Source organism: Synechococcus sp. MU1625 (assembly GCF_020514205.1).
Lineage (GTDB): Bacteria > Cyanobacteriota > Cyanobacteriia > PCC-6307 > Cyanobiaceae > Parasynechococcus.
The window spans coordinates 124285-142643 of the sequence record NZ_VTLA01000002.1 but is presented as its reverse complement, the minus strand read 5'-3'; the positions used below and the strand labels follow the sequence as shown (position 1 = coordinate 142643).

Below are 18359 nucleotides of genomic sequence, written 5' to 3'. Positions count from 1 at the left end.
CCGATGGACTACGTCCTACCTAATGAGCTTGTCGACGGCATGATTGCCGCCGGCGGCAAAAAATCAACGGTCAGCGTGAAGAACCTGCTGATCCGCGGCTTTTACTCCGGAGCCATCCTTGGCCTGGCGGTGATCCTGGCCCTGACCGTGGGCATCACCGTGAAAGCGCCCTTCGTCGGCTCACTGCTGTTCCCCTTCGGCTTCGCCAGCATCGTGCTGTTCGGCATGGAGCTGGTCACCGGTAACTTTGCGCTGCTGCCGATGGCCACCTGGGCTGGCAAAAGCACCTGGGGCGCCACCTTCCGCAATTGGGTCTGGGTCTGGATCGGTAACTGGATCGGCACCGCAGTAGTGGCAGTGATCATGGCGATCAGCCTCACCAGCGGCACCATGGATGGCGCTGCTGACAATGTCGGCCCGCCGATCTGGGATGCCGTGGCCCAGAAGATCATGGCTCTCAATCAAATCAACGTTGAGAAGAAGTACGAGGCCCTGGGAAGCATGGGCTTTTTCCTCGCCTTCCTGCGCGGACTGGTGGCCAACTGGCTGGTCTGCCTTGGCGTAACCATGGCTCTGGTGAGCAAGAGCGTTCCCGGCAAAATCCTGGCCTGCTGGCTTCCGATCACGGCCTTCCAATCGATGGGCATGGAGCACATCGTGGTGAACCAGTTCCTGCACACCGCTGGGCCAATCCTTGGTTCAGGTGTCCCCTTCACCAAGGTGATCTTCTGGAACTTCCTGCCGGTCACCCTGGGCAACATCGTGGGCGGCATGGTGTTCATCGGCATGCTCTTCTACAGCACCCACCGCACACATATGGAGAACGTGCTGCCGACCGAGCACGATGAAAAGCTGGAGCGTGAGCTCGCTGCTGAACTGGGTGCCCGCTGATCCATCCATGAACGACGAAGCCGTTCTCTGGGAACGGCTCGCCCGATCACGACGCGCTCCTTTGGAGCCCGCTTGGCTGGGGGAGGTCTACTCCCCCAGCCTTTCTGTTGATCTGCGGCGAGCCCTCTGCGAAAAACTGGGAATGCAGGCCGAGCGGGGCTGGCCCGTCATCCAAGAACTCCTCGCCAACCATGGGGTTCTGCCTGATTTGGTCATGGCAGCAGGGCTGTGCCACCAGAGCGAAGCCCGCGATTGGTTGTTGGTTCAACTCGAGCAAACCTCGGACAACGAGGACACCAACCTGATGGTGGTTCAGGCTCTGGCCTGCTGGGGAGCAGACGTTCCAGAGTCAGTTGTAGTGAATTGCCTGCATCACCCAGGCCAACTGCACCGCCTCGCCGGTCTGCAACTGCTCAGCTTCCGGTCCCACTGCCTCGACGACGGCGAACTGCTGCAGTTCTGCCAAGAAGTCTTGACTGATTTTCGCGATCCAGTCGTTGTGGCTGCCATTCGGGTTCTGCAACGCCGCGATGGCGTGTTGATCAGCGAAAAGCTGGCAGAACTGTGTCGCAACGGTTCCCTCCCTGTTGCAGAGGCAGCATTTCGCGCGCTGGGTTGCATCGCCACACCTGCTAGTCAGCGCTGTCTGCTGGAACTGAGCGAAGAACTAAATGACGACACTCGAAGGAAGATGGCAAGCACCCAGCTGAGCCAACAGTTTCGCCAATAAAAAAGCCCCGCTGTTGCGGGGCCTTGATGTCTTTAATCAAGACAACTGGTTGTTCACCACTTTTTGTATGGCAGAAACTTGCCACACATGGTGATTTTAACCCGATCACCTTTGGGATCTTCCACTTTGTCGACATCGAGGGTGAAATCGATCGCGCTCATGATGCCATCACCAAAATGCTCCTGGATGACATCCTTAAGAGGCATTCCATAGACCTGCATGATCTCGTAGAAGCGATAGATCAAGGGATCGGTGGGGATCACAGGATCAAGACTTCCCTTGGTGGGGAACTCCTGCAAAGCCGCAGTGATGGCCGGATCAAGGGAGAGAAGCGCAGCCAGCTTGTCAGCCTCTTCCTTGGAAGCCGTGGCTTGACCGTAGAACAATGAAGCAATCCAGACCTCATCAAGGCCCATGGCCGCTTCCAGATCGGCAAAGCTCATTCCCTTGGCTTTCTTGGCAGCCATCAAGCTGGCCGTGACGGTCTCCTGAGAAGGAGCTGACAACGACGGGGTCGAAGGAACAGCTGAAACAGTCATGATTAAACGAAAAATTGTTATGGCCGCCTAAAAAACAGCGTCCCGAACCGGAACGTCTCAGCAGCTCAGAAACTGTTGCGCAAACACTGACTTAACAATGAAGCATCAACTACAAAACAACAGCCTGTTTTGAAGCAATCGGCACAGCCAACAGGCTCGTGGTGCGAGTGAAATTGAATTCAAAGAAGAATTTCGATGAGCCAATTTTTCCAATCCATGGCAACCCTGCTTCAGGGGCAATTCCTTCCAGCAACCACAGCACCCCAACTGATGCTGGAACGGCTCTATTACGCCGATGGCCGCCACCACCCGGAGCATCCACGTCATGGCAGCTTCGAGGGGCTATCCCGTCTAGGCGGGCCCTGAGCTTTCGTAGCAATTGCTACCCCTGCCGGGTCAGTCGCTCCTGAAGACTGACCAAATCTTTAGGCCGGAACTTTGAGATGAGCGGAGTTCTCTCCGGCCGCGACCGCTTCAAACAGCACCTGCGCAAGGTGGGAAGCGGTGAACACACCAGCAAGGGCATGAGTCGCGAGGAAGCGGCTGATGCCATGGAGCTGATGTTGCAGGGCGCAGCGACGCCCGCACAAATCGGCGCCTTTCTGATTGCCCATCGCATCCGACGGCCCGAACCCCAAGAACTCACGGGGATGCTCGACACCTACCGAACCCATGGGCCGGTGCTGCAGTCGATGGCCGGCAGTCGAGCACCGCTGTGTTTCGGCATGCCCTACGACGGACGCACGCGGACAGCACCGATTTACCCGCTCACCACATTGGTGCTTCTGGCCTGTGACCAGCCGGTGGTTCTGCAGGGCGGTGACCGGATGCCGATCAAATACGGCGTCACCGCTGTTGATCTGTTCCGCCTTCTCAATCTCGACCTCTCAGGCCTGCCGATCAGCGCCGTTGCAGACGGGTTCCAGCAAAACGGCTTCGCCCTGATCCATCAACCGGATCACTTCCCCATCGCGGAAACACTGATCGGTTACCGCGAAGAACTGGGCAAGCGTCCCCCGGTCGCCAGCCTGGAATTGCTCTGGACTCCCCATCAAGGCGACCACCTTCTCGTCAGTGGCTTTGTGCATCCGCCAACCGAGGCCCGCGCCTGGGAAGCCCTCAAGCAAGGCGGCGAGACCGATGTCCTCACCGTGAAGGGTTTGGAAGGAGGAACCGACCTGCCCATCGGCCGTGCCTGCATCACGGCACGGGTGCGGAACGGTGAAGCAGAGCGGTTGATCCTGCATCCCCGCGACCATGGTTGTCATGACGCCGACGTGGAATGGGCTGACGAAAGCACCTGGGCCGAGCAGGCGCGGGACGCCCTGCAGAACAAAGGCCCTCTCTGCGATGCCCTGCGCTGGAATGCCGGCGCCTATTTATGGTTCTCCGGCTGCAGTGAATCCCTGGAACTGGGCATTCAACGGGCGGAATCCGTCATGCAGACGGGCCAGGCCCAAGCCAGGCTGGATCAGCTGTGCGCTTGGCGAAGCAGCTTGACCATCCGATAGCGCTCAAACGGCACGCCTCCGATCAGGATTGTTTCCGGCGACTCCACCACCCAGCCACGACGCTGCAGCAACGATCGGCTGAGCTGACTGGCCTCCGTTCGCAATTGCAGGACGCCGGACGCCCAAGCATCAGCCTCAATCTGGTTCAGAAGAGCACTGCCATGGCCGCGCCGCGATGCCCGACCGCGGCAGTAGAGCAGCGACAGACGGTCTTCGGGATGACGGATCGCAAAAGCTGAACCGTCCGTGGTCAGCCAACCCGAGCCATCCCGGAACGTCGCATCCAGCACACCGGGCAACCAGGCCAGGGCTGCCCAGGCTCTGACTTGTTCCTCTGAATAGAGAAGAGGGGCCTGCGATTCAATCGCGTCGGCATAGATCTCCCGCAAAAGCGATTGATCCTCCGGAGCAATCGGACGCAAAGCCATGGCAACCGCCTGTGGGAATGTGAGTCTCTCCTGCGTGGCGACAAGCTTGCAGCGTCCCCGGATTCCCACACTGCTCAGCGCATTTCTCACGCTGCTCAACGACAGGCTCAGCGAAAGCATTGTTTTTCCGCTGTTGCCATTTCTCCTGGCCCAGTTCGCCCCAGATGGACGAACCCTGGGCCTACTGGCGGGGAGCTATGCACTCGCTCAATTCCTGGTGACCCCGTTGATCGGAGCGCTGAGTGATCGTTACGGGCGCCGACCCGTGATCAGCATCTGCGTCGCAGGCTCCGTTCTTGGACTCGGACTGTTTGCAGTAACCGTTTCCCTGCCTTGGCCCAGCCAAAGCCTTCTGCCCTTGCTGATGCTGTTCGCAGCGCGGATCATTGACGGCATCAGCGGCGGTACGGCTGCAACGGCCAGCGCAGTGCTTGCCGACATCACGCCTCCCGACAAACGAGCCCGTGCCTTCGGATTAATCGGCGTGGCCTTTGGCTTGGGTTTCATCCTTGGCCCCTTCGTTGGCGGACAACTGGCCCGGGTGGCGGTGTCACTTCCCGTTTGGGTCGCCACAGGATTCGCTGCACTCAACCTCTTGGTCGTGCTCAATCTGCTGCCGGAGACCCATCCCCAGGACTCCCGCAAAAGCCTTCCCAGAAAACGCGACCTGAATCCGTTTGCACGGCTGAGCCAAGTGCTGATGAACCCCAGCGTGGGTCGACTCTGCGCTGCATTTTTCCTCTTCTTCCTGGCCTTCAACGGATTCACAGCCATCCTGGTGCTCTATTTCAAGCAGCGCTTCGGCTGGGGCCCTGAGCTGGCCACCACCGCATTCCTGGTGGTGGGGGTGGTCGCCACCTTGGTCCAGGGAGGGCTGATCGGTCCCCTGGTCAAGCGGTTCGGTGAATGGCGTCTGACCTTGCTCGGCCTGGGTCTGGTGATCATTGGATGCCTGCTGATCCCCAGCGTCGGCTCATCAGACCGAGCCGGCGCGATTTTTACCGCCGTCGGAATCCTTGCTCTGGGCACAGGCCTGGTCACACCAAGCCTGCGCAGCCTGGTGTCCAGACGCCTAGGCCGGGAGGGGCAAGGCAGCGCCTTGGGCAGCCTTCAGGCCCTGCAAAGTTTGGGAAGCTTTCTCGGACCCCCTCTAGCAGGGTTGAGCTACGACCTGCTCGGTCCTGTGAGTCCCTTTGCAGCAGCGGCAACCGTTCTGGTGCTTGTGATCGGGCTGGTCGCCGGAAGCCCTCTTCCAGACATCTCCGATACACGAACAAGCGAATCCTGATTGCTACCTTTTGGCTAACGACACGAACGCCAAGACGTTCAGCCCATGTGCGCAGCAGCCCTAGCCCCGGAGCACTACATCAACCGGGAGCTGAGCTGGATCGCCTTCAACGAAAGGGTGTTAGCCCAGGCCCTTGATCCGCGCACACCCTTGCTGGATCAAGCGAAGTTCAGCGCCATTTTCAGCAACAACCTCGACGAATTCTTCATGGTTCGCGTGGCTTCCTTGAAGTCACAGGTGGAGGCCGGCGTCAGCAAACCGAGTGAGGATGGCAAGTCACCCCTGGAGCAGCTGCTTGCGATCCGAGAGCAACTCATTCCCCTGCTGAAGCAGCAACAGGTGCACTACCGCCAACACCTAAAGCCAAAGCTGCTGGAACACAACGTTGAACTGCTCGATTACAAGCAACTCAACGAAGACCAGCGCACCTGGGTTGACAACACCTTCCAGACGTCGGTATTTCCGGTGCTGACGCCCCTGGCTGTAGACCCAGCCCATCCATTCCCTTTTGTCAGCAATCTGAGCCTGAACGTCGCCGCCGTGGTTGTTGACCCGGAAACAGGGCAACGTCAATTTGCACGCGTCAAAGTTCCGCAGAAGAATCTTGCTCGTTTCATCGCCATCCCCTCAGAACTGAGCGGAACTGAGGACAAACCAGTTCACACCGCCATTGCTCTCGAGCAGGTGATCGCCTTCAACCTTGAGGTGCTGTTTCCCGGCATGACGATCGAAGGTCACTACTTCTTCCGCGTGACGCGGGATGCGGATCTGGAACTGAGGGATCTGGAAGCCGATGACCTGATGCTGGCCCTGGAACAAGGGCTGCGGAAACGACGGATGGGCGGTGAGGTGGTGCGCCTCGAAGTTCCCAACGAGATGCCCAGAGACGTTGTGGAGATGCTGATGACCGGACTGAGCGTGGAAGAGGAAGACCTTTACGTCATCGATGGACCCCTGGGCCTGGACGACCTCTTCGGGCTGACCGGGCTATCACTGCCGAAACTCAAAAGTCGTACCCAGGGAGGCCAAACACCGGCTGTGCTTGCACGCAGTCAGCAGCACCTAGTTGAAGAGGGCGCGATCAAAGCGGATGAATTCGAATCGATCTTCTCGGTGATTCGTCGTCAAGACATCCTTCTGCATCATCCCTACGAGCTCTTCTCCACAACGGTCGAAGAGTTCATCAATCAGGCAGCGGACGATCCCCAGGTGATGGGCATCAAGATGACGCTCTACCGCACCTCCAAAGACTCTCCGATCATCGCTGCCCTGATCCGCGCTGCTGAAAACGGCAAGCAGGTGATGGCACTGGTGGAATTGAAAGCGCGATTTGACGAAGACAACAACATTCAATGGGCCCGGCACCTGGAGCAATCAGGGGTTCACGTTGTCTACGGCGTGCTAGGGCTCAAAACGCACACCAAGATCGTTCTGGTGGTTCGTAAGGAGAAAGAGAAGCTGCAGAGTTATGTGCACATCGGCACTGGCAACTACAACTCCAAGACTTCGAAGCTTTACACCGATCTAGGCCTGCTCACAGCCAACCAAGAGCTGGGACAAGACCTGGTTGAACTGTTCAATTACCTCACCGGTTTTTCGAAGCAGCAAAGCTTCCGTCGCTTGCTCGTGGCCCCAGTCACGTTGCGAAAAGGTATGGAGCTGTTGATACGCCGAGAGATTGAGCATGCCCAACAAGGCAGACAGGCCATGATCCAAGCCAAAATGAATTCCCTGGTCGATCCCAGCATCATTTCGCTTCTTTATGAAGCGTCCCAAGCCGGAGTGAAGATCGAATTGATCATTCGCGGCATGTGCAGCCTGTATCCAAACCGCCAGGGGTTGAGCGAAAACATTCGGGTGATCAGCATCATCGGCCAATTCCTGGAACATTCGAGGATCTTTTGGTTTGCCAACGGTGGCTCTCCAGAGGTTTATATCGGCAGTGCCGACTGGATGAGCCGCAACCTGGACCGCCGGATTGAAGCGGTCACACCAATCGAAGATCCAGAACATCGCCAGAAACTGGAACGCCTGCTGCAGCTTTACCTGAATGACAACCAAGGCGCCTGGGACATGCAGAGCGACGGCACATTTACACAGCGCAAACCAACGAATGAGGCCCCAGAACGCAATTCCCAGATTCAATTGGTCAAGGAATGGAGCAAGGGCATCCAATCCTTGTAATTCTTTGGTTTTTTCAAGAGCGCTGCGTCTGTGATGTCCGATACAACATCACTTCAAAAACAAACTTGAAGCAGCCACGATCACGCCCGCAACAGTTGCTTCGAGAACGAAAAGATTTAGATCCGGAAATTCTTCCGATTCGAAACAGTCATCGCTGTTGCTCGGTGCTAAGTTCAGCCCAAATTCATTCAGGAGACCAGGGTGATGGGGATCCCTCTGGAATCTTCCGGCACGACACATCAGTCGTCCCGGAAGGAACCTGCGTTGCCGTCCACTGGACGTCGACCATCTTCGCGACAAGGAGGGCGGCTCGCCACCGACTCCATCGGTTTTTACTTGAGCAGCATCGGACGTATTCCGTTGCTGACGGCAGCCGAAGAAATCGAACTTGCACATCATGTGCAAGCAATGAAACAACTTCAGGAGTTGCCTGAGGAGGAGCTGACCTCTCGGCATCGGCACAAGATCCGCATGGGCAAACGGGCCCGCGATCGGATGATGGCAGCCAACCTCCGCCTCGTGGTGAGTGTGGCCAAGAAATACCAGAACCAAGGTCTTGAACTTCTCGACCTGGTTCAGGAAGGTGCCATTGGCTTGGAGCGAGCGGTCGACAAGTTCGACCCCGCCATGGGCTACAAATTCTCCACCTATGCCTACTGGTGGATTCGCCAGGGCATGACGCGGGCCATCGACAACAGCGCCCGAACCATTCGCCTGCCGATCCACATCAGCGAAAAACTCTCGAAGATGCGTCGCATCTCCCGAGAACTATCCCACCGCTTCGGTCGTCAACCAAATCGGCTTGAGTTGGCGAGTGCCATGGGAATCGAACCCAGGGAACTGGAAGATCTGATGTCCCAGAGCGCACCCTGTGCATCGCTGGATGCCCATGCCCGTGGCGAGGAAGATCGCAGCACCCTTGGCGAACTGATCCCGGATCCCAATGGTGAAGAGCCGATGGAAGGGATGGATCGCAGTATCCAGAAAGAACATCTCGGTGGCTGGCTGTCTCAACTGAACGAGCGCGAGCAAAAGATTCTGAAGTTGCGGTTCGGTCTTGGCGGTGAAGAGCCTCTGACCCTTGCGGAGATCGGTCGTCAGATCAATGTGTCTCGCGAGCGCGTCCGACAGCTGGAAGCCAAGGCGATTCTCAAGCTGCGGGCCATGACAAACCACCAACAAGCCGCATAAGCAACTTGCTTTCCATCACCGGACCCATCGCCATCCTCTGCTGGATGGCGATGGTGACAGCGGGAGCCGTGTTGTGTCGTCGCCTTCATCCGAACCAACGGGAACTCAGTCGAAAAATTGTGCACATCGGAACCGGAGCCGTGGTTCCGATGGCCTGGGTCTTTCAGATTCCTTTCGTTGTCGCCATCCCAGTTGCGATGGTGATCACTCTTGCTACGGCGATCAACCACCAATGGCGCTTCATCCCCGCCGTTGAGGATATCAATCGCAACAGCTACGGCACAATCGCCTACGGAATAGCGATCACAACGCTGCTTCTGCTGTTCTGGCCAACCCGAGCCGATGCCGTTTCCGCAGGGGTTCTCGTAATGGCACTGGGAGATGGGTTAGCAGGGTTGATCGGCAGGGGCGTCGACTCACCGAAATGGGAGCTCTTCGGTCAGACCAAGTCAACCGTTGGCACCATGACCATGGCAGGTGTCACGGGCCTGGTGCTGATCGGACTCGCCCGATGGTCGGGAGCTGACCTGCCCCTGCCAGCAGCCTTCAGCATGGTGGCCATCGCAACCGGCCTGGAACAGCTCAGCTGGCGCGGACTCGACAACCTCAGCGTTCCCCTCAGCGTTGGCGTTCTGTGGAGTCGACTGGTGGTCTGATCTCAAGCAGTGACCGTCTGTTTGCGACTGGCAACGGCCGCGGCCAGATCATCCAGCAGCGCTTCGGTGGTCTCGAGGCTGATGCAGGCATCCGTGACGCTCTGGCCGTAGGTCAGCTGCGACAAGTCGGCGGTGAGCTTCTGATTGCCTTCCACCAAATGGCTCTCAATCATGACGCCCATCACGTGATTGGACCCACCCCGCAACTGCTCGGCAACGCTGGCCAGCACCTCCGCCTGCCGCCGGAAATCTTTGTTGCTGTTGGCATGGCTGCAATCCACCATCAGACGATCCTGCAGACCGGCCTGGCTCAACTCGGCCGCAGCCTCCTGCACAGCCTCAAGGTGGTAGTTGCTGCCTCGGCTGCCTCCGCGCAGCACGAGATGTCCATAGGGGTTGCCCGTGGTGCTGACGATCGAGGCATGACCCTCACGATTGATGCCGAGAAAATGATGCGGCTTCGAGGCAGCCTGCATGGCATTGATCGCGATGATGGCGCTGCCGTTCGTGCTGTTTTTGTAGCCGATCGGCATCGACAGACCTGACGCCATTTCACGGTGGGTCTGACTCTCCGTCGTCCTTGCACCGATCGCAGTCCAGCTGATCAGATCAGCGATGTACTGCGGAACCACTGGATCGAGCAGTTCCGTTGCAGCAGGCATTCCCTCACGGGCGAGATCGAGCAGCAATCCCCTGGCCCGACGCAGACCCGTGTTGATGTCATAGGAGTCATCGAGATGGGGATCGTTGATCAACCCCTTCCAACCGACCGTGGTCCGGGGCTTCTCGAAGTACACCCGCATCACCACATCCAACTGATCCTTCAGGCGCTCACGGATGGGTGCCAAACGCTGGGCATACTCACGGGCTGCTTTGACATCGTGCACGGAGCAGGGACCCACCACCACCAGCAAGCGGTCGTCACGACCGCTGAGAATGTCCTGGATGCGCTGGCGGGCGGACGCCACGGTCTCGAGTGCCGCCACATCAATGGGCAGCTCCTGATGCAACACCGCAGGGGCAACAAGGGGACGTGTCTCCACCACATGCAAATCGGAGGTGGTGGCCATGAGTGGACGCGAGAGTCCGACCAAGGCTACGCACCCCGCTCACTGTCAACAGACACGGTCCGGAAGAATGGTGTTCGTCCCTGAACAGAGATCTCCATGCTGAGCGCTTACCGCGAGCTGGCCGCCGCCCGGGAAGCCCAGGGCGTTCCCGCTCTTCCGCTCAATGCCGAGCAGACCCAGGGACTGACCGAACTGCTGCAGAACCCTCCTGCCGGCGAAGAAGCGTTCCTGATGCACCTGCTCAGCGACCGGATCCCCCCGGGTGTGGATGAAGCCGCTTACGTGAAGGCCACATGGCTCAGCGCCGTGGCCCAAGGAGAAGCCACCAGTCCTCTGGTGTCACCGCTGGAAGCCACGCGCCTGCTGGGGACGATGGTGGGCGGATACAACGTGGCCGCCCTGATCGAGCTGCTGAAGAACCCTGACGCTGCACTGGCCGGCTGTGCTGCAGAGGGACTCAGCCGAACGCTGCTTGTTTACGACGCGTTCAACGAAGTGATGGATCTGGCGGCAGACAACCGCTTTGCCCAACAGGTTGTGGACAGCTGGGCCGCAGCCGAGTGGTTCACCTGCAAGCCGGAACTGGCCGACAGCATCACCGTCACGGTGTTCAAGGTCGAGGGAGAAACCAACACAGACGATCTCTCGCCGGCCACCCACGCCACCACCCGGCCGGACATCCCTCTCCATGCCCTGGCGATGCTCGAAACCCGAGATCCAGAGGGTCTGAAAACGATCGCGACCCTGAAAGACAAGGGCCATCCCGTGGCTTACGTCGGTGACGTGGTGGGAACAGGAAGCTCCCGCAAGAGCGCCATCAACTCGGTGCTGTGGCACACCGGCAATGACATTCCCCATGTGCCCAACAAACGGGCCGGTGGCGTGATTCTTGGCGGCAAGATCGCCCCGATCTTCTTCAACACCGCCGAGGACTCCGGCGCCCTACCGATCGAATGCGATGTCAGTGAACTGAACACCGGTGATGTCATCACGATCCGACCCAATGCCGGCACGATCGAACGCGACGGCACCGTGGTGAGTCGGTTCGAGCTCAAGCCCACCACGATTAGCGACGAGGTGCGGGCCGGCGGTCGCATCCCCCTGATGATCGGTCGCGCCCTCACCGACAAGATACGCACCAAGCTTGGCCTCAGCCCTTCGGAACTGTTCATCCGCCCCTCGGCACCGGCGGACACAGGCAAGGGCTTCACCCTGGCTCAGAAAATGGTGGGCAAAGCCTGCGGCCTCGCCGGCGTCCGACCCGGCACCAGCTGCGAGCCACTGATGACCACCGTCGGCTCCCAAGACACCACCGGCCCGATGACACGGGACGAAATGAAGGAACTGGCCTGCCTGGGCTTTTCCTCCGACCTAGTGATGCAGAGCTTCTGCCACACCGCCGCCTATCCGAAGCCGGTGGATCTGCAGACCCAAAAGGACTTGCCCGACTTCTTCGCCCAACGCGGTGGCGTGGCTCTGCGACCGGGTGACGGCATCATCCACAGCTGGCTGAACCGGATGCTCCTCCCCGACACCGTCGGCACCGGCGGCGACAGCCACACCCGCTTCCCCCTCGGCATTTCCTTCCCAGGAGGCTCCGGGGTTGTGGCCTTTGCGGCCGCCATCGGCGCCATGCCGCTGGACATGCCGGAATCCGTGCTGGTGCGCTTCAGCGGGTCATTGCAACCCGGCGTCACCCTCCGGGATGTGGTGAATGCCATCCCCTGGGTGGCCATTCAGCGGGGGCTACTCACCGTTGAAAAGGCCAACAAGAAAAACCTGTTCAATGGCCGGATCATGGAGATCGAAGGTCTCCCCGACTTGAAGCTGGAGCAAGCCTTCGAACTCACCGATGCCAGCGCCGAGCGCTCCTGCGCCGGCTGCACCATCAAGCTCTCAGAAGGCACGGTGAGCGAATACCTGCGCAGCAATGTGGCGCTGCTTAAGAACATGATCGCCCGCGGCTACAGCGATGCCCGCACCCTGGCCCGCCGGATCAAGGAGATGGAGGCCTGGCTGGCCAACCCGCAGCTGATGAGCGCCGACCCTGACGCTGAGTACGCCGAAGTACTGGAAATCAATCTGAACGAGCTCACCGAACCCGTGGTGGCCTGCCCCAATGACCCCGACAACGTGAAGTTGCTCAGCGAGGTGGCCGGTGACCCGGTACAGGAGGTTTTCATCGGCTCCTGCATGACCAACATCGGTCATTACCGAGCCGCGGCGAAAGTGCTGGAAGGCGCCGGTCAGAACACGGCGCGCCTCTGGGTCTGCCCCCCGACTCGAATGGACGAGGAAACCCTGAAAGCCGAGGGCTACTACACCACCTTCGAGGCCGCAGGGTCCCGCATGGAGATGCCGGGCTGCTCCCTTTGCATGGGCAACCAGGCCCGCGTGGAGGACAACACCACCGTGTTCTCCACCAGCACCCGCAACTTCAACAATCGCCTGGGCAAAGGTGCTCAGGTGTACCTGGGAAGCGCTGAACTGGCCGCCGTCTGCGCCCAGCTGGGTCGAATCCCCACGCCGGAGGAGTACAGCAGCATCGCGGCCGAGAAAATCGATCCCCTCTCCGACGAGCTCTACCGCTATCTGAACTTCGATCAGATCAGCGGTTTTGAAGACCAGGGGCGTGTGGTCAGTGCTGACGATGAAGCAACTGTTCTGGCTCAGGCCTGATCCCTAATCACCTCATCTGTGCCAGCCCTGAGCGAACCCAAACAACGACGCCACCTCCTGGGCTCCAGCCGGAGCATCAGGAGGTTGTTGGAGCGCCGCTGGCTGGTGGTGGTCCTGGCTCTGGCGCTCACTGGACTCGGAGCAGCCATCACCGGCCTGCTGTTTACCAGCGGTATCAACCTGCTGCGCGACTGGCGGCTCGATCTGCTCGATGAATTTCCTGCCTGGGTGGTGCTCCCCGCCCTCGGCGCCATCGGGGGCATGGTCTCCGCCTGGCTGATCACCAACCTGTCTCCAGCAGCTGGCGGAGCGGGGATCACCCACATCATGGGTTTCCTGCGCCACAGGTCGGTGCCGATGGGGCTTCGGGTGGGCCTGGTGAAGCTCGTGGCCGGCATCATTGCCATCGGCTCAGGCTTCCCTCTAGGCCCAGAAGGCCCAGCTGTGCAGATGGGCGGCTCCGTTGCCTGGCAGATGTCCCGCTGGCTGCGGGCACCGGTGGCCTTTCGGCGAGTGATTGTCGCTGCAGGCGGCGGAGCAGGCATTGCCGCCGTGTTCAGCGCTCCCATCGGCGGATTCATCTACGCCATCGAGGAGCTGCTCCACTCCGCTAGGCCCGTGGTCCTGTTGCTGGTAATCATCACCACCTTCTCGGCCGACACCCTGGCGGATGTGCTCGGCTTCCTCGGTCTCGACCCTGGGGGCAGTGGGTTGAACAGCACCATCGGTTTTCAACTGGAGCGGGAATACACCCCCCTGGTGCGCTTCCTGCCTGTCGATCTGCTTTACCTGATCGCTCTCGGCGTGGTGATCGGCGTGCTGGCGGAGCTGTACACCCGCTACGTGCTCACCATGCAGCGGCAGGGCAACCGTTGGTTCGGTGACCGGCTGATTCTGCGCATGACCCTGAGCGGACTCGTGTTGGGCTGCGTCTATGCGGCCCTGCCCGACGCCTTCCACAACCCCAGCGAGCTGAAGCACCTGATCGGAGCCGGCAAGGCCGACATCAGCCTGGCCCTCGCCAGCTTTGTGGTGCTGTTCTTCAGTACCGGTCTAGCGGCGGGCTCAGGAGCACCGGGGGGACTGTTCATGCCGATGCTGACGCTGGGAGGAGCCATTGGTTTGGCCGGCGGCATTGGCGTTGAGGCCCTCACCGGCCACGTTCCCACCACTTACGTGTTCGCTGGCATGGGTGCCTTCGTTGCCGGCTGTTCGCGAACCCCGATATCAGCCATGTTCCTGGCGTTTGCGCTCACCAAGGATCTGCTCATCCTCAAGCCCATCCTGGTGGCCTGCCTCACCAGTTTCCTGGTGGCCCGGTTGTTCAATCCGGATTCCATCTACGAGCGCCAGATGGGTATGGAGCTGGCCTCCGAAGACCGCATGCAACTGCGCTTGAACCGTCACCGCCGACCGTTTAAAGCCCCCACACCAGCCAAAGGCCCTTCAGGAGATCCACTCTGAACCAGGAAACACTGCTGTTTGAGCCGGCCTTACCGGAGCCCGGAGCCCTGCAGGCCGTGTTGGCCTTTCCCAGCTCCTATTCCGTGGGGATCACAAGCCTGGGTTATCAGATCGTCTGGGCCACGTTGGCGCAGCGCAGTGATGTGGATGTTCGGCGACTGTTCACGGACCAGCACGATCCCCTGCCCCGCCATTGCGATCTGTTCGGGCTCTCCCTGAGCTGGGAACTAGACGGCCCTGTGCTGCCGGAGCTACTGCAGAACCAGCGGATTCCGATCTGGGCCCTGGAGAGGGGAGATGAGGACCCCATTGTGTTCGGCGGCGGACCGGTGCTCACGGCCAACCCCGAACCCCTTGCACCGTTCTTTGATGCCGTGCTGCTCGGAGACGGCGAACTTCTGCTGCCCGCCTTCATCGACGCTCTGCAGAGCTGCCGGCAGGCATCGCGGGCGGAACGACTCCGACACCTGGCTCAGGTTCCAGGGGTATACGTGCCGTCGCTATATGCCCCGCAATACGACCCAGACGGCGAGCTGATCGGCATCGAACCGATCGATCCAGCGGTTCCAGCCCTCGTCGAAAAGCAGACCTGGCGAGGCAACACCCTCAGTCACTCAACGGTGGTCACCCCTGAGGCCGCTTGGCCCGACATCCACATGGTGGAGGTGGTGCGCAGTTGCCCTGAACTTTGCAGGTTCTGTCTGGCCAGCTACCTGACCCTTCCGTTCCGGACGCCGTCGTTGGATGACGGTCTGATCCCAGCCGTGGAGAAAGGCCTGCAAGCCACCAAACGCCTTGGCCTGTTGGGTGCTTCCGTCACCCAGCATCCCCAATTCGCCGACCTCCTCCACTGGCTGGATCAGGACCGTTTCGATGACACCCGCGTCAGCGTTAGCTCGGTGAGAGCAGCCACCGTGACCCCGGATTTGGGTCGAATCCTGGCCAAACGGGGCAGCCGCTCCCTGACCATCGCCATCGAAAGCGGCAGTGAACGGATGCGCGAGGTGGTGAACAAGAAACTCACCACGGAGGCCATCCATGGGGCGGCCCGCCATGCCAAACAAGGCGGCCTCTCGAGCCTCAAGCTCTACGGGATGGTGGGCTTGCCGACGGAATCGGATGACGACGTCGAAGCAACGGCAGATCTCCTGCTGGCTCTCAAAAAAGGAACCGCCGGACTGCGCTTCACCCTGGGGGTGAGCACCTTTGTGCCCAAAGCCCAGACCCCCTTCCAGTGGCAAGGGGTAAGACCGGAAGCTGAGAAGCGCCTCAAACGCCTGGCCAAAAGGTTGAAACCGAAGGGAATCGAGTTCCGACCGGAAAGCTATGGATGGAGCGTGATTCAGGCCCTGCTCTCCCGCAGCGACCGTCGCCTGGCCCCGGTGATCGCGGCCGTTGGCGAAGACCGCAACAGCATGGGCGGCTGGAAAAAGACCTACAGGGCTGCTCTCAACGGTGAGCTCCAACCGATGCCAGGGCCAGCCCTGCCGCCGCCGCCGCAATGGAGTGCCGTGATCCACGAACCATGGGAGGCCTCACGGATCCTGCCCTGGACCCACCTCAGGGGGCCCCTAGCTCCGACGACGCTGCGGGACCATCACGATCAGGCCTTGGATCAGGAGTAGGAGTCTGCGCAACCTCCTGGTTAAAGGCAGCCAAACCCGCCAACAGCGTCCAGCCGAGAATGTTGAGGCGACTGTCAAAAAACGGCAGGTCGGTGGCATGCATCGCCACCAACACCAGCGTGGCGGTCCACCAGGCCCGTTCCATCGGTGCTTTTTGCAGGATCCCCTTTCGCAGCGCCACAACCAGCAACAGGAGCACCGTTCCGACAATCAACAGCATCACCGGAAGGCCGTGGCTGATCGCCAACTCCAGCGGGAGATTGTGGGAATGGCCATGCCATCGCTTGGCCGCATAAATCGGATAAAGCACGCTGAACGCGGCTGCCCCCCAGCCAAGCCAGGGACGGGCCGCAACCAACTCCAAGGCATACCCCCACTGGCCCAGACGGGTGTGTTTCCAGGCGGTGGGCCCTCCCCGCTCCAGAAGCCGATCGAGAATCGGCTCCGGCACCACAGACATGCCCAGTTGACGCCATCCAGGGGGGACACCGGGCAGCACCACCAAGAACAACGGAGAGGCCAACAACAACAGGAGGGGGAGCAACCAGAACCACTGAATCGGTCCCAGAACGAAGGGAATCGCCAAGGCCAGTGCTCCCATGGCATTGCGCGACTGGGTGAGCAAAACAGCAACAACCGTCGAAAGCGTGAGCAACAAAGCCGCACCACGCCGCCTCCACCCATCCGGTCGCAGCACAGCCGCCAGCATCAAAGGCCAAACCACCCCGAGCCAGGCTCCCGCAATGTTGGCGTAATCAAACAGGGCCGAAAGCCGCCCTTGCGGCTGGCCACCTGGGGCAACGAACCAGATGATGGCGCCGCCTCCAAGTTGCCAGGGACCCTGCCAACCCAGAAACATTTGCCCCAGGCCGGTCAGCAGCACCGGCAAGGTTCCGGCCAGCAACATCCAAGCCGCCTGGCGGCGCTGCCGTTCGCTGGCGAGATGGGGCCGAAAGGCCCAGAAAGCCCAGAAAAATGGCAACCAATTGGCCAACCCAGCCCAGGCAAGGGATCCTGTTTCGGCCACCAGGGACCCCACCAGCATCAACAGGGAAGCGACAAGAAACGGTTGCGTCCAGCGGTCCTGCCAAACAGGACATTCCCTGCCCCGACTTCCGCTGACACAAGCCACGAAGAGACAGATGCCCGAGAGCAGAGCACTGGAGGGAAGCAGAAAAAGGCCGAGCTGGAACGCCTGACCGCCGCGATGAGATGTCATGCAAAAACGGCGGTGCGTCCTCGGTAAACCATCACCTGACGGCGCAGATGCAAGCGAAGGGCCCGCGCCAGAGCAAGGCGTTCGGTGTCACGGCCCTTGCGGATCAGATCCTCCACCTCATCCCGATGGCTGACGGGAACCGTGGTTTGCTCAATGATCGGACCATCATCCAGATTCTCGGTGACGTAATGCGCTGTGGCGCCGATGAGCTTGACCCCACGGTCCCAGGCCCGGTGATAAGGCTGCGCGCCCTTGAACGCTGGAAGGAAGGAATGGTGAATGTTGATGACCTGTGGAAATCGCTCGAGAAACTCCGAACTAAGAACCTGCATGTATTTGGCCAGCACCGCAAGTTCAACGGCGTTCTCCTCAAGCAGCTGCAAGATTCGGTGCTCCGCTTCGGCCTTGGAATCCTTTCTGACAGGCACATAAATAAAAGGAATCTCGAACGATGCACACAGGGGTTCCAGATCCGGATGATTGGCGATGACCAAGGGAACCTGCATCGGCAGCTCTCCGCTTTGGACACGCCAAAGCAGATCCTGCAAACAATGGCTCTGCTTGCTGGCAAAGATCGCCACGCGGGGAAAGGCGTCTGAGAAGTGGAGCTGTGCCTCACCACCAAGCCGCTCTCCTAAGGCCTGAGCTGCCTCGGGAAGGGCATCCCGGGGAATGCCGAAACCCTTGAGCTGCCATTCGATCCGGCTGAGAAACAACCCCGCTCCGGCGTCGGTGTGGTGATCGGCATGGCGAATGCTGCCGCCATTGGCTGCCACCCAACCCGCTAATTCGCTGACCAAGCCCGGGCGGTCGGGACAGATCATCTGGAGGATGACCGTGGCGTCACTCACAACAACCTTTGAAAAACAAATTCTCCCGTGCAA

Annotated in this window: 16 protein-coding genes; 11 read left to right on the top strand and 5 right to left on the bottom strand. The window is 60.1% G+C overall.

Annotated elements, in window-relative coordinates; all coding sequences use genetic code 11:
• Positions 1 to 3: 3 nt before the first annotated feature.
• Positions 4 to 891 (top strand): formate/nitrite transporter family protein, encoded by an 888-nt coding sequence (locus FZX13_RS06615; protein WP_186570960.1) that lies wholly within the window; start codon positions 4 to 6, stop codon positions 889 to 891.
• Between the two features lie 7 nt (positions 892 to 898).
• Positions 899 to 1621 (top strand): HEAT repeat domain-containing protein, encoded by a 723-nt coding sequence (locus FZX13_RS06610; RefSeq protein WP_226408829.1) that lies wholly within the window; start codon positions 899 to 901, stop codon positions 1619 to 1621.
• Between the two features lie 53 nt (positions 1622 to 1674).
• On the opposite strand, the gene cynS is transcribed toward FZX13_RS06610, so the two are convergent.
• Complete coding sequence (cynS, locus tag FZX13_RS06605; RefSeq protein ID WP_170951222.1) at positions 1675 to 2160, bottom strand: cyanase; 486 nt, start codon at positions 2158 to 2160, stop codon at positions 1675 to 1677.
• A 195-nt stretch (positions 2161 to 2355) separates the two neighbouring features.
• Between cynS and FZX13_RS06600 the strand changes: the two genes are divergently transcribed.
• Positions 2356 to 2526: a cyanate hydratase gene (locus tag FZX13_RS06600; RefSeq protein ID WP_115024675.1), complete on the top strand. Its 171-nt coding sequence runs from the start codon at positions 2356 to 2358 to the stop codon at positions 2524 to 2526.
• Positions 2527 to 2603: 77 nt separating this feature from the next.
• Positions 2604 to 3671 carry an anthranilate phosphoribosyltransferase family protein gene (locus tag FZX13_RS06595; RefSeq protein WP_226408605.1) on the top strand — a complete coding sequence of 356 codons (1068 nt, stop codon included), beginning with the start codon at positions 2604 to 2606 and terminating at the stop codon, positions 3669 to 3671.
• On the opposite strand, the gene FZX13_RS06590 is transcribed toward FZX13_RS06595, so the two are convergent.
• Positions 3632 to 4099: a GNAT family N-acetyltransferase gene (locus tag FZX13_RS06590; RefSeq protein ID WP_115094735.1), complete on the bottom strand. Its 468-nt coding sequence runs from the start codon at positions 4097 to 4099 to the stop codon at positions 3632 to 3634. The two genes, FZX13_RS06595 and FZX13_RS06590, sit on opposite strands and share 40 nt — an antisense overlap.
• On the opposite strand from FZX13_RS06590, the gene FZX13_RS06585 reads away from it, so the two are divergent.
• The 4 genes from FZX13_RS06585 (at position 4098) to FZX13_RS06570 (ending at position 9418) form a co-directional block, all read left to right on the top strand.
• On the top strand, positions 4098 to 5387 hold the full coding sequence (locus FZX13_RS06585) for an MFS transporter (protein ID WP_226408603.1): 1290 nt from the start codon (positions 4098 to 4100) through the stop codon (positions 5385 to 5387). The two genes, FZX13_RS06590 and FZX13_RS06585, sit on opposite strands and share 2 nt — an antisense overlap.
• Positions 5388 to 5432: 45 nt before the next feature.
• Positions 5433 to 7571, top strand: a complete 2139-nt coding sequence (gene ppk1, locus FZX13_RS06580) for a polyphosphate kinase 1 (protein WP_226408601.1) — start codon at positions 5433 to 5435, stop codon at positions 7569 to 7571.
• Positions 7572 to 7775: 204 nt separating this feature from the next.
• Positions 7776 to 8762 (top strand): RpoD/SigA family RNA polymerase sigma factor, encoded by a 987-nt coding sequence (locus FZX13_RS06575; protein ID WP_226397537.1) that lies wholly within the window; start codon positions 7776 to 7778, stop codon positions 8760 to 8762.
• 5 nt (positions 8763 to 8767) lie between these two features.
• Positions 8768 to 9418 carry a diacylglycerol/polyprenol kinase family protein gene (locus tag FZX13_RS06570; RefSeq protein WP_226408599.1) on the top strand — a complete coding sequence of 217 codons (651 nt, stop codon included), beginning with the start codon at positions 8768 to 8770 and terminating at the stop codon, positions 9416 to 9418.
• 2 nt (positions 9419 to 9420) lie between these two features.
• Here FZX13_RS06570 and FZX13_RS06565 read toward each other — a convergent pair whose 3' ends face one another.
• A complete protein-coding gene (locus tag FZX13_RS06565; RefSeq protein ID WP_226408588.1) occupies positions 9421 to 10488 on the bottom strand; it encodes a 3-deoxy-7-phosphoheptulonate synthase in 1068 nt (355 codons plus the stop codon).
• A gap of 96 nt (positions 10489 to 10584) precedes the next feature.
• Between FZX13_RS06565 and acnB the strand changes: the two genes are divergently transcribed.
• From acnB to FZX13_RS06550, 3 genes are read left to right on the top strand one after another with little or no spacing between them, the layout of a single operon-like run.
• A complete protein-coding gene (gene acnB, locus FZX13_RS06560; protein WP_226408586.1) occupies positions 10585 to 13167 on the top strand; it encodes a bifunctional aconitate hydratase 2/2-methylisocitrate dehydratase in 2583 nt (860 codons plus the stop codon).
• Between the two features lie 18 nt (positions 13168 to 13185).
• A complete protein-coding gene (locus tag FZX13_RS06555) occupies positions 13186 to 14631 on the top strand; it encodes a ClC family H(+)/Cl(-) exchange transporter (protein ID WP_226408584.1) in 1446 nt (481 codons plus the stop codon).
• A gap of 56 nt (positions 14632 to 14687) precedes the next feature.
• The gene (locus FZX13_RS06550) at positions 14688 to 16256 is read left to right on the top strand and encodes a radical SAM protein (protein WP_226408582.1); all 1569 of its coding nucleotides are present in this window, start codon (positions 14688 to 14690) and stop codon (positions 16254 to 16256) included.
• Here FZX13_RS06550 and FZX13_RS06545 read toward each other — a convergent pair.
• A complete protein-coding gene (locus tag FZX13_RS06545) occupies positions 16192 to 17475 on the bottom strand; it encodes an O-antigen ligase (protein WP_226408580.1) in 1284 nt (427 codons plus the stop codon). The two genes, FZX13_RS06550 and FZX13_RS06545, sit on opposite strands and share 65 nt — an antisense overlap.
• Entirely contained in the window at positions 17472 to 18326 is an 855-nt protein-coding gene (gene purU, locus FZX13_RS06540) for a formyltetrahydrofolate deformylase (RefSeq protein ID WP_226408578.1), read from the bottom strand. Before purU ends, FZX13_RS06545 begins: the two co-directional genes overlap by 4 nt.
• Positions 18327 to 18359 lie beyond the last annotated feature (33 nt).

What these genes read in the sequence shown, in the direction of transcription:
- FZX13_RS06610 (WP_226408829.1), top strand. Translation starts at nt 899, where the DNA reads ATGAACGACGAAGCCGTTCTCTGGGAACGGCTCGCCCGATCACGACGC.
- FZX13_RS06595 (WP_226408605.1), top strand. Translation starts at nt 2,604, where the DNA reads ATGAGCGGAGTTCTCTCCGGCCGCGACCGCTTCAAACAGCACCTGCGC.
- acnB (WP_226408586.1), top strand. Translation starts at nt 10,585, where the DNA reads ATGCTGAGCGCTTACCGCGAGCTGGCCGCCGCCCGGGAAGCCCAGGGC.
- FZX13_RS06600 (WP_115024675.1), top strand. Translation starts at nt 2,356, where the DNA reads ATGAGCCAATTTTTCCAATCCATGGCAACCCTGCTTCAGGGGCAATTC.
- FZX13_RS06575 (WP_226397537.1), top strand. Translation starts at nt 7,776, where the DNA reads ATGGGGATCCCTCTGGAATCTTCCGGCACGACACATCAGTCGTCCCGG.
- ppk1 (WP_226408601.1), top strand. Translation starts at nt 5,433, where the DNA reads ATGTGCGCAGCAGCCCTAGCCCCGGAGCACTACATCAACCGGGAGCTG.
- FZX13_RS06565 (WP_226408588.1), bottom strand. Translation starts at nt 10,488, where the DNA reads ATGGCCACCACCTCCGATTTGCATGTGGTGGAGACACGTCCCCTTGTT.
- FZX13_RS06585 (WP_226408603.1), top strand. Translation starts at nt 4,098, where the DNA reads ATGGCAACCGCCTGTGGGAATGTGAGTCTCTCCTGCGTGGCGACAAGC.
- FZX13_RS06615 (WP_186570960.1), top strand. Translation starts at nt 4, where the DNA reads ATGGACTACGTCCTACCTAATGAGCTTGTCGACGGCATGATTGCCGCC.
- cynS (WP_170951222.1), bottom strand. Translation starts at nt 2,160, where the DNA reads ATGACTGTTTCAGCTGTTCCTTCGACCCCGTCGTTGTCAGCTCCTTCT.
- FZX13_RS06545 (WP_226408580.1), bottom strand. Translation starts at nt 17,475, where the DNA reads ATGACATCTCATCGCGGCGGTCAGGCGTTCCAGCTCGGCCTTTTTCTG.
- FZX13_RS06590 (WP_115094735.1), bottom strand. Translation starts at nt 4,099, where the DNA reads ATGGCTTTGCGTCCGATTGCTCCGGAGGATCAATCGCTTTTGCGGGAG.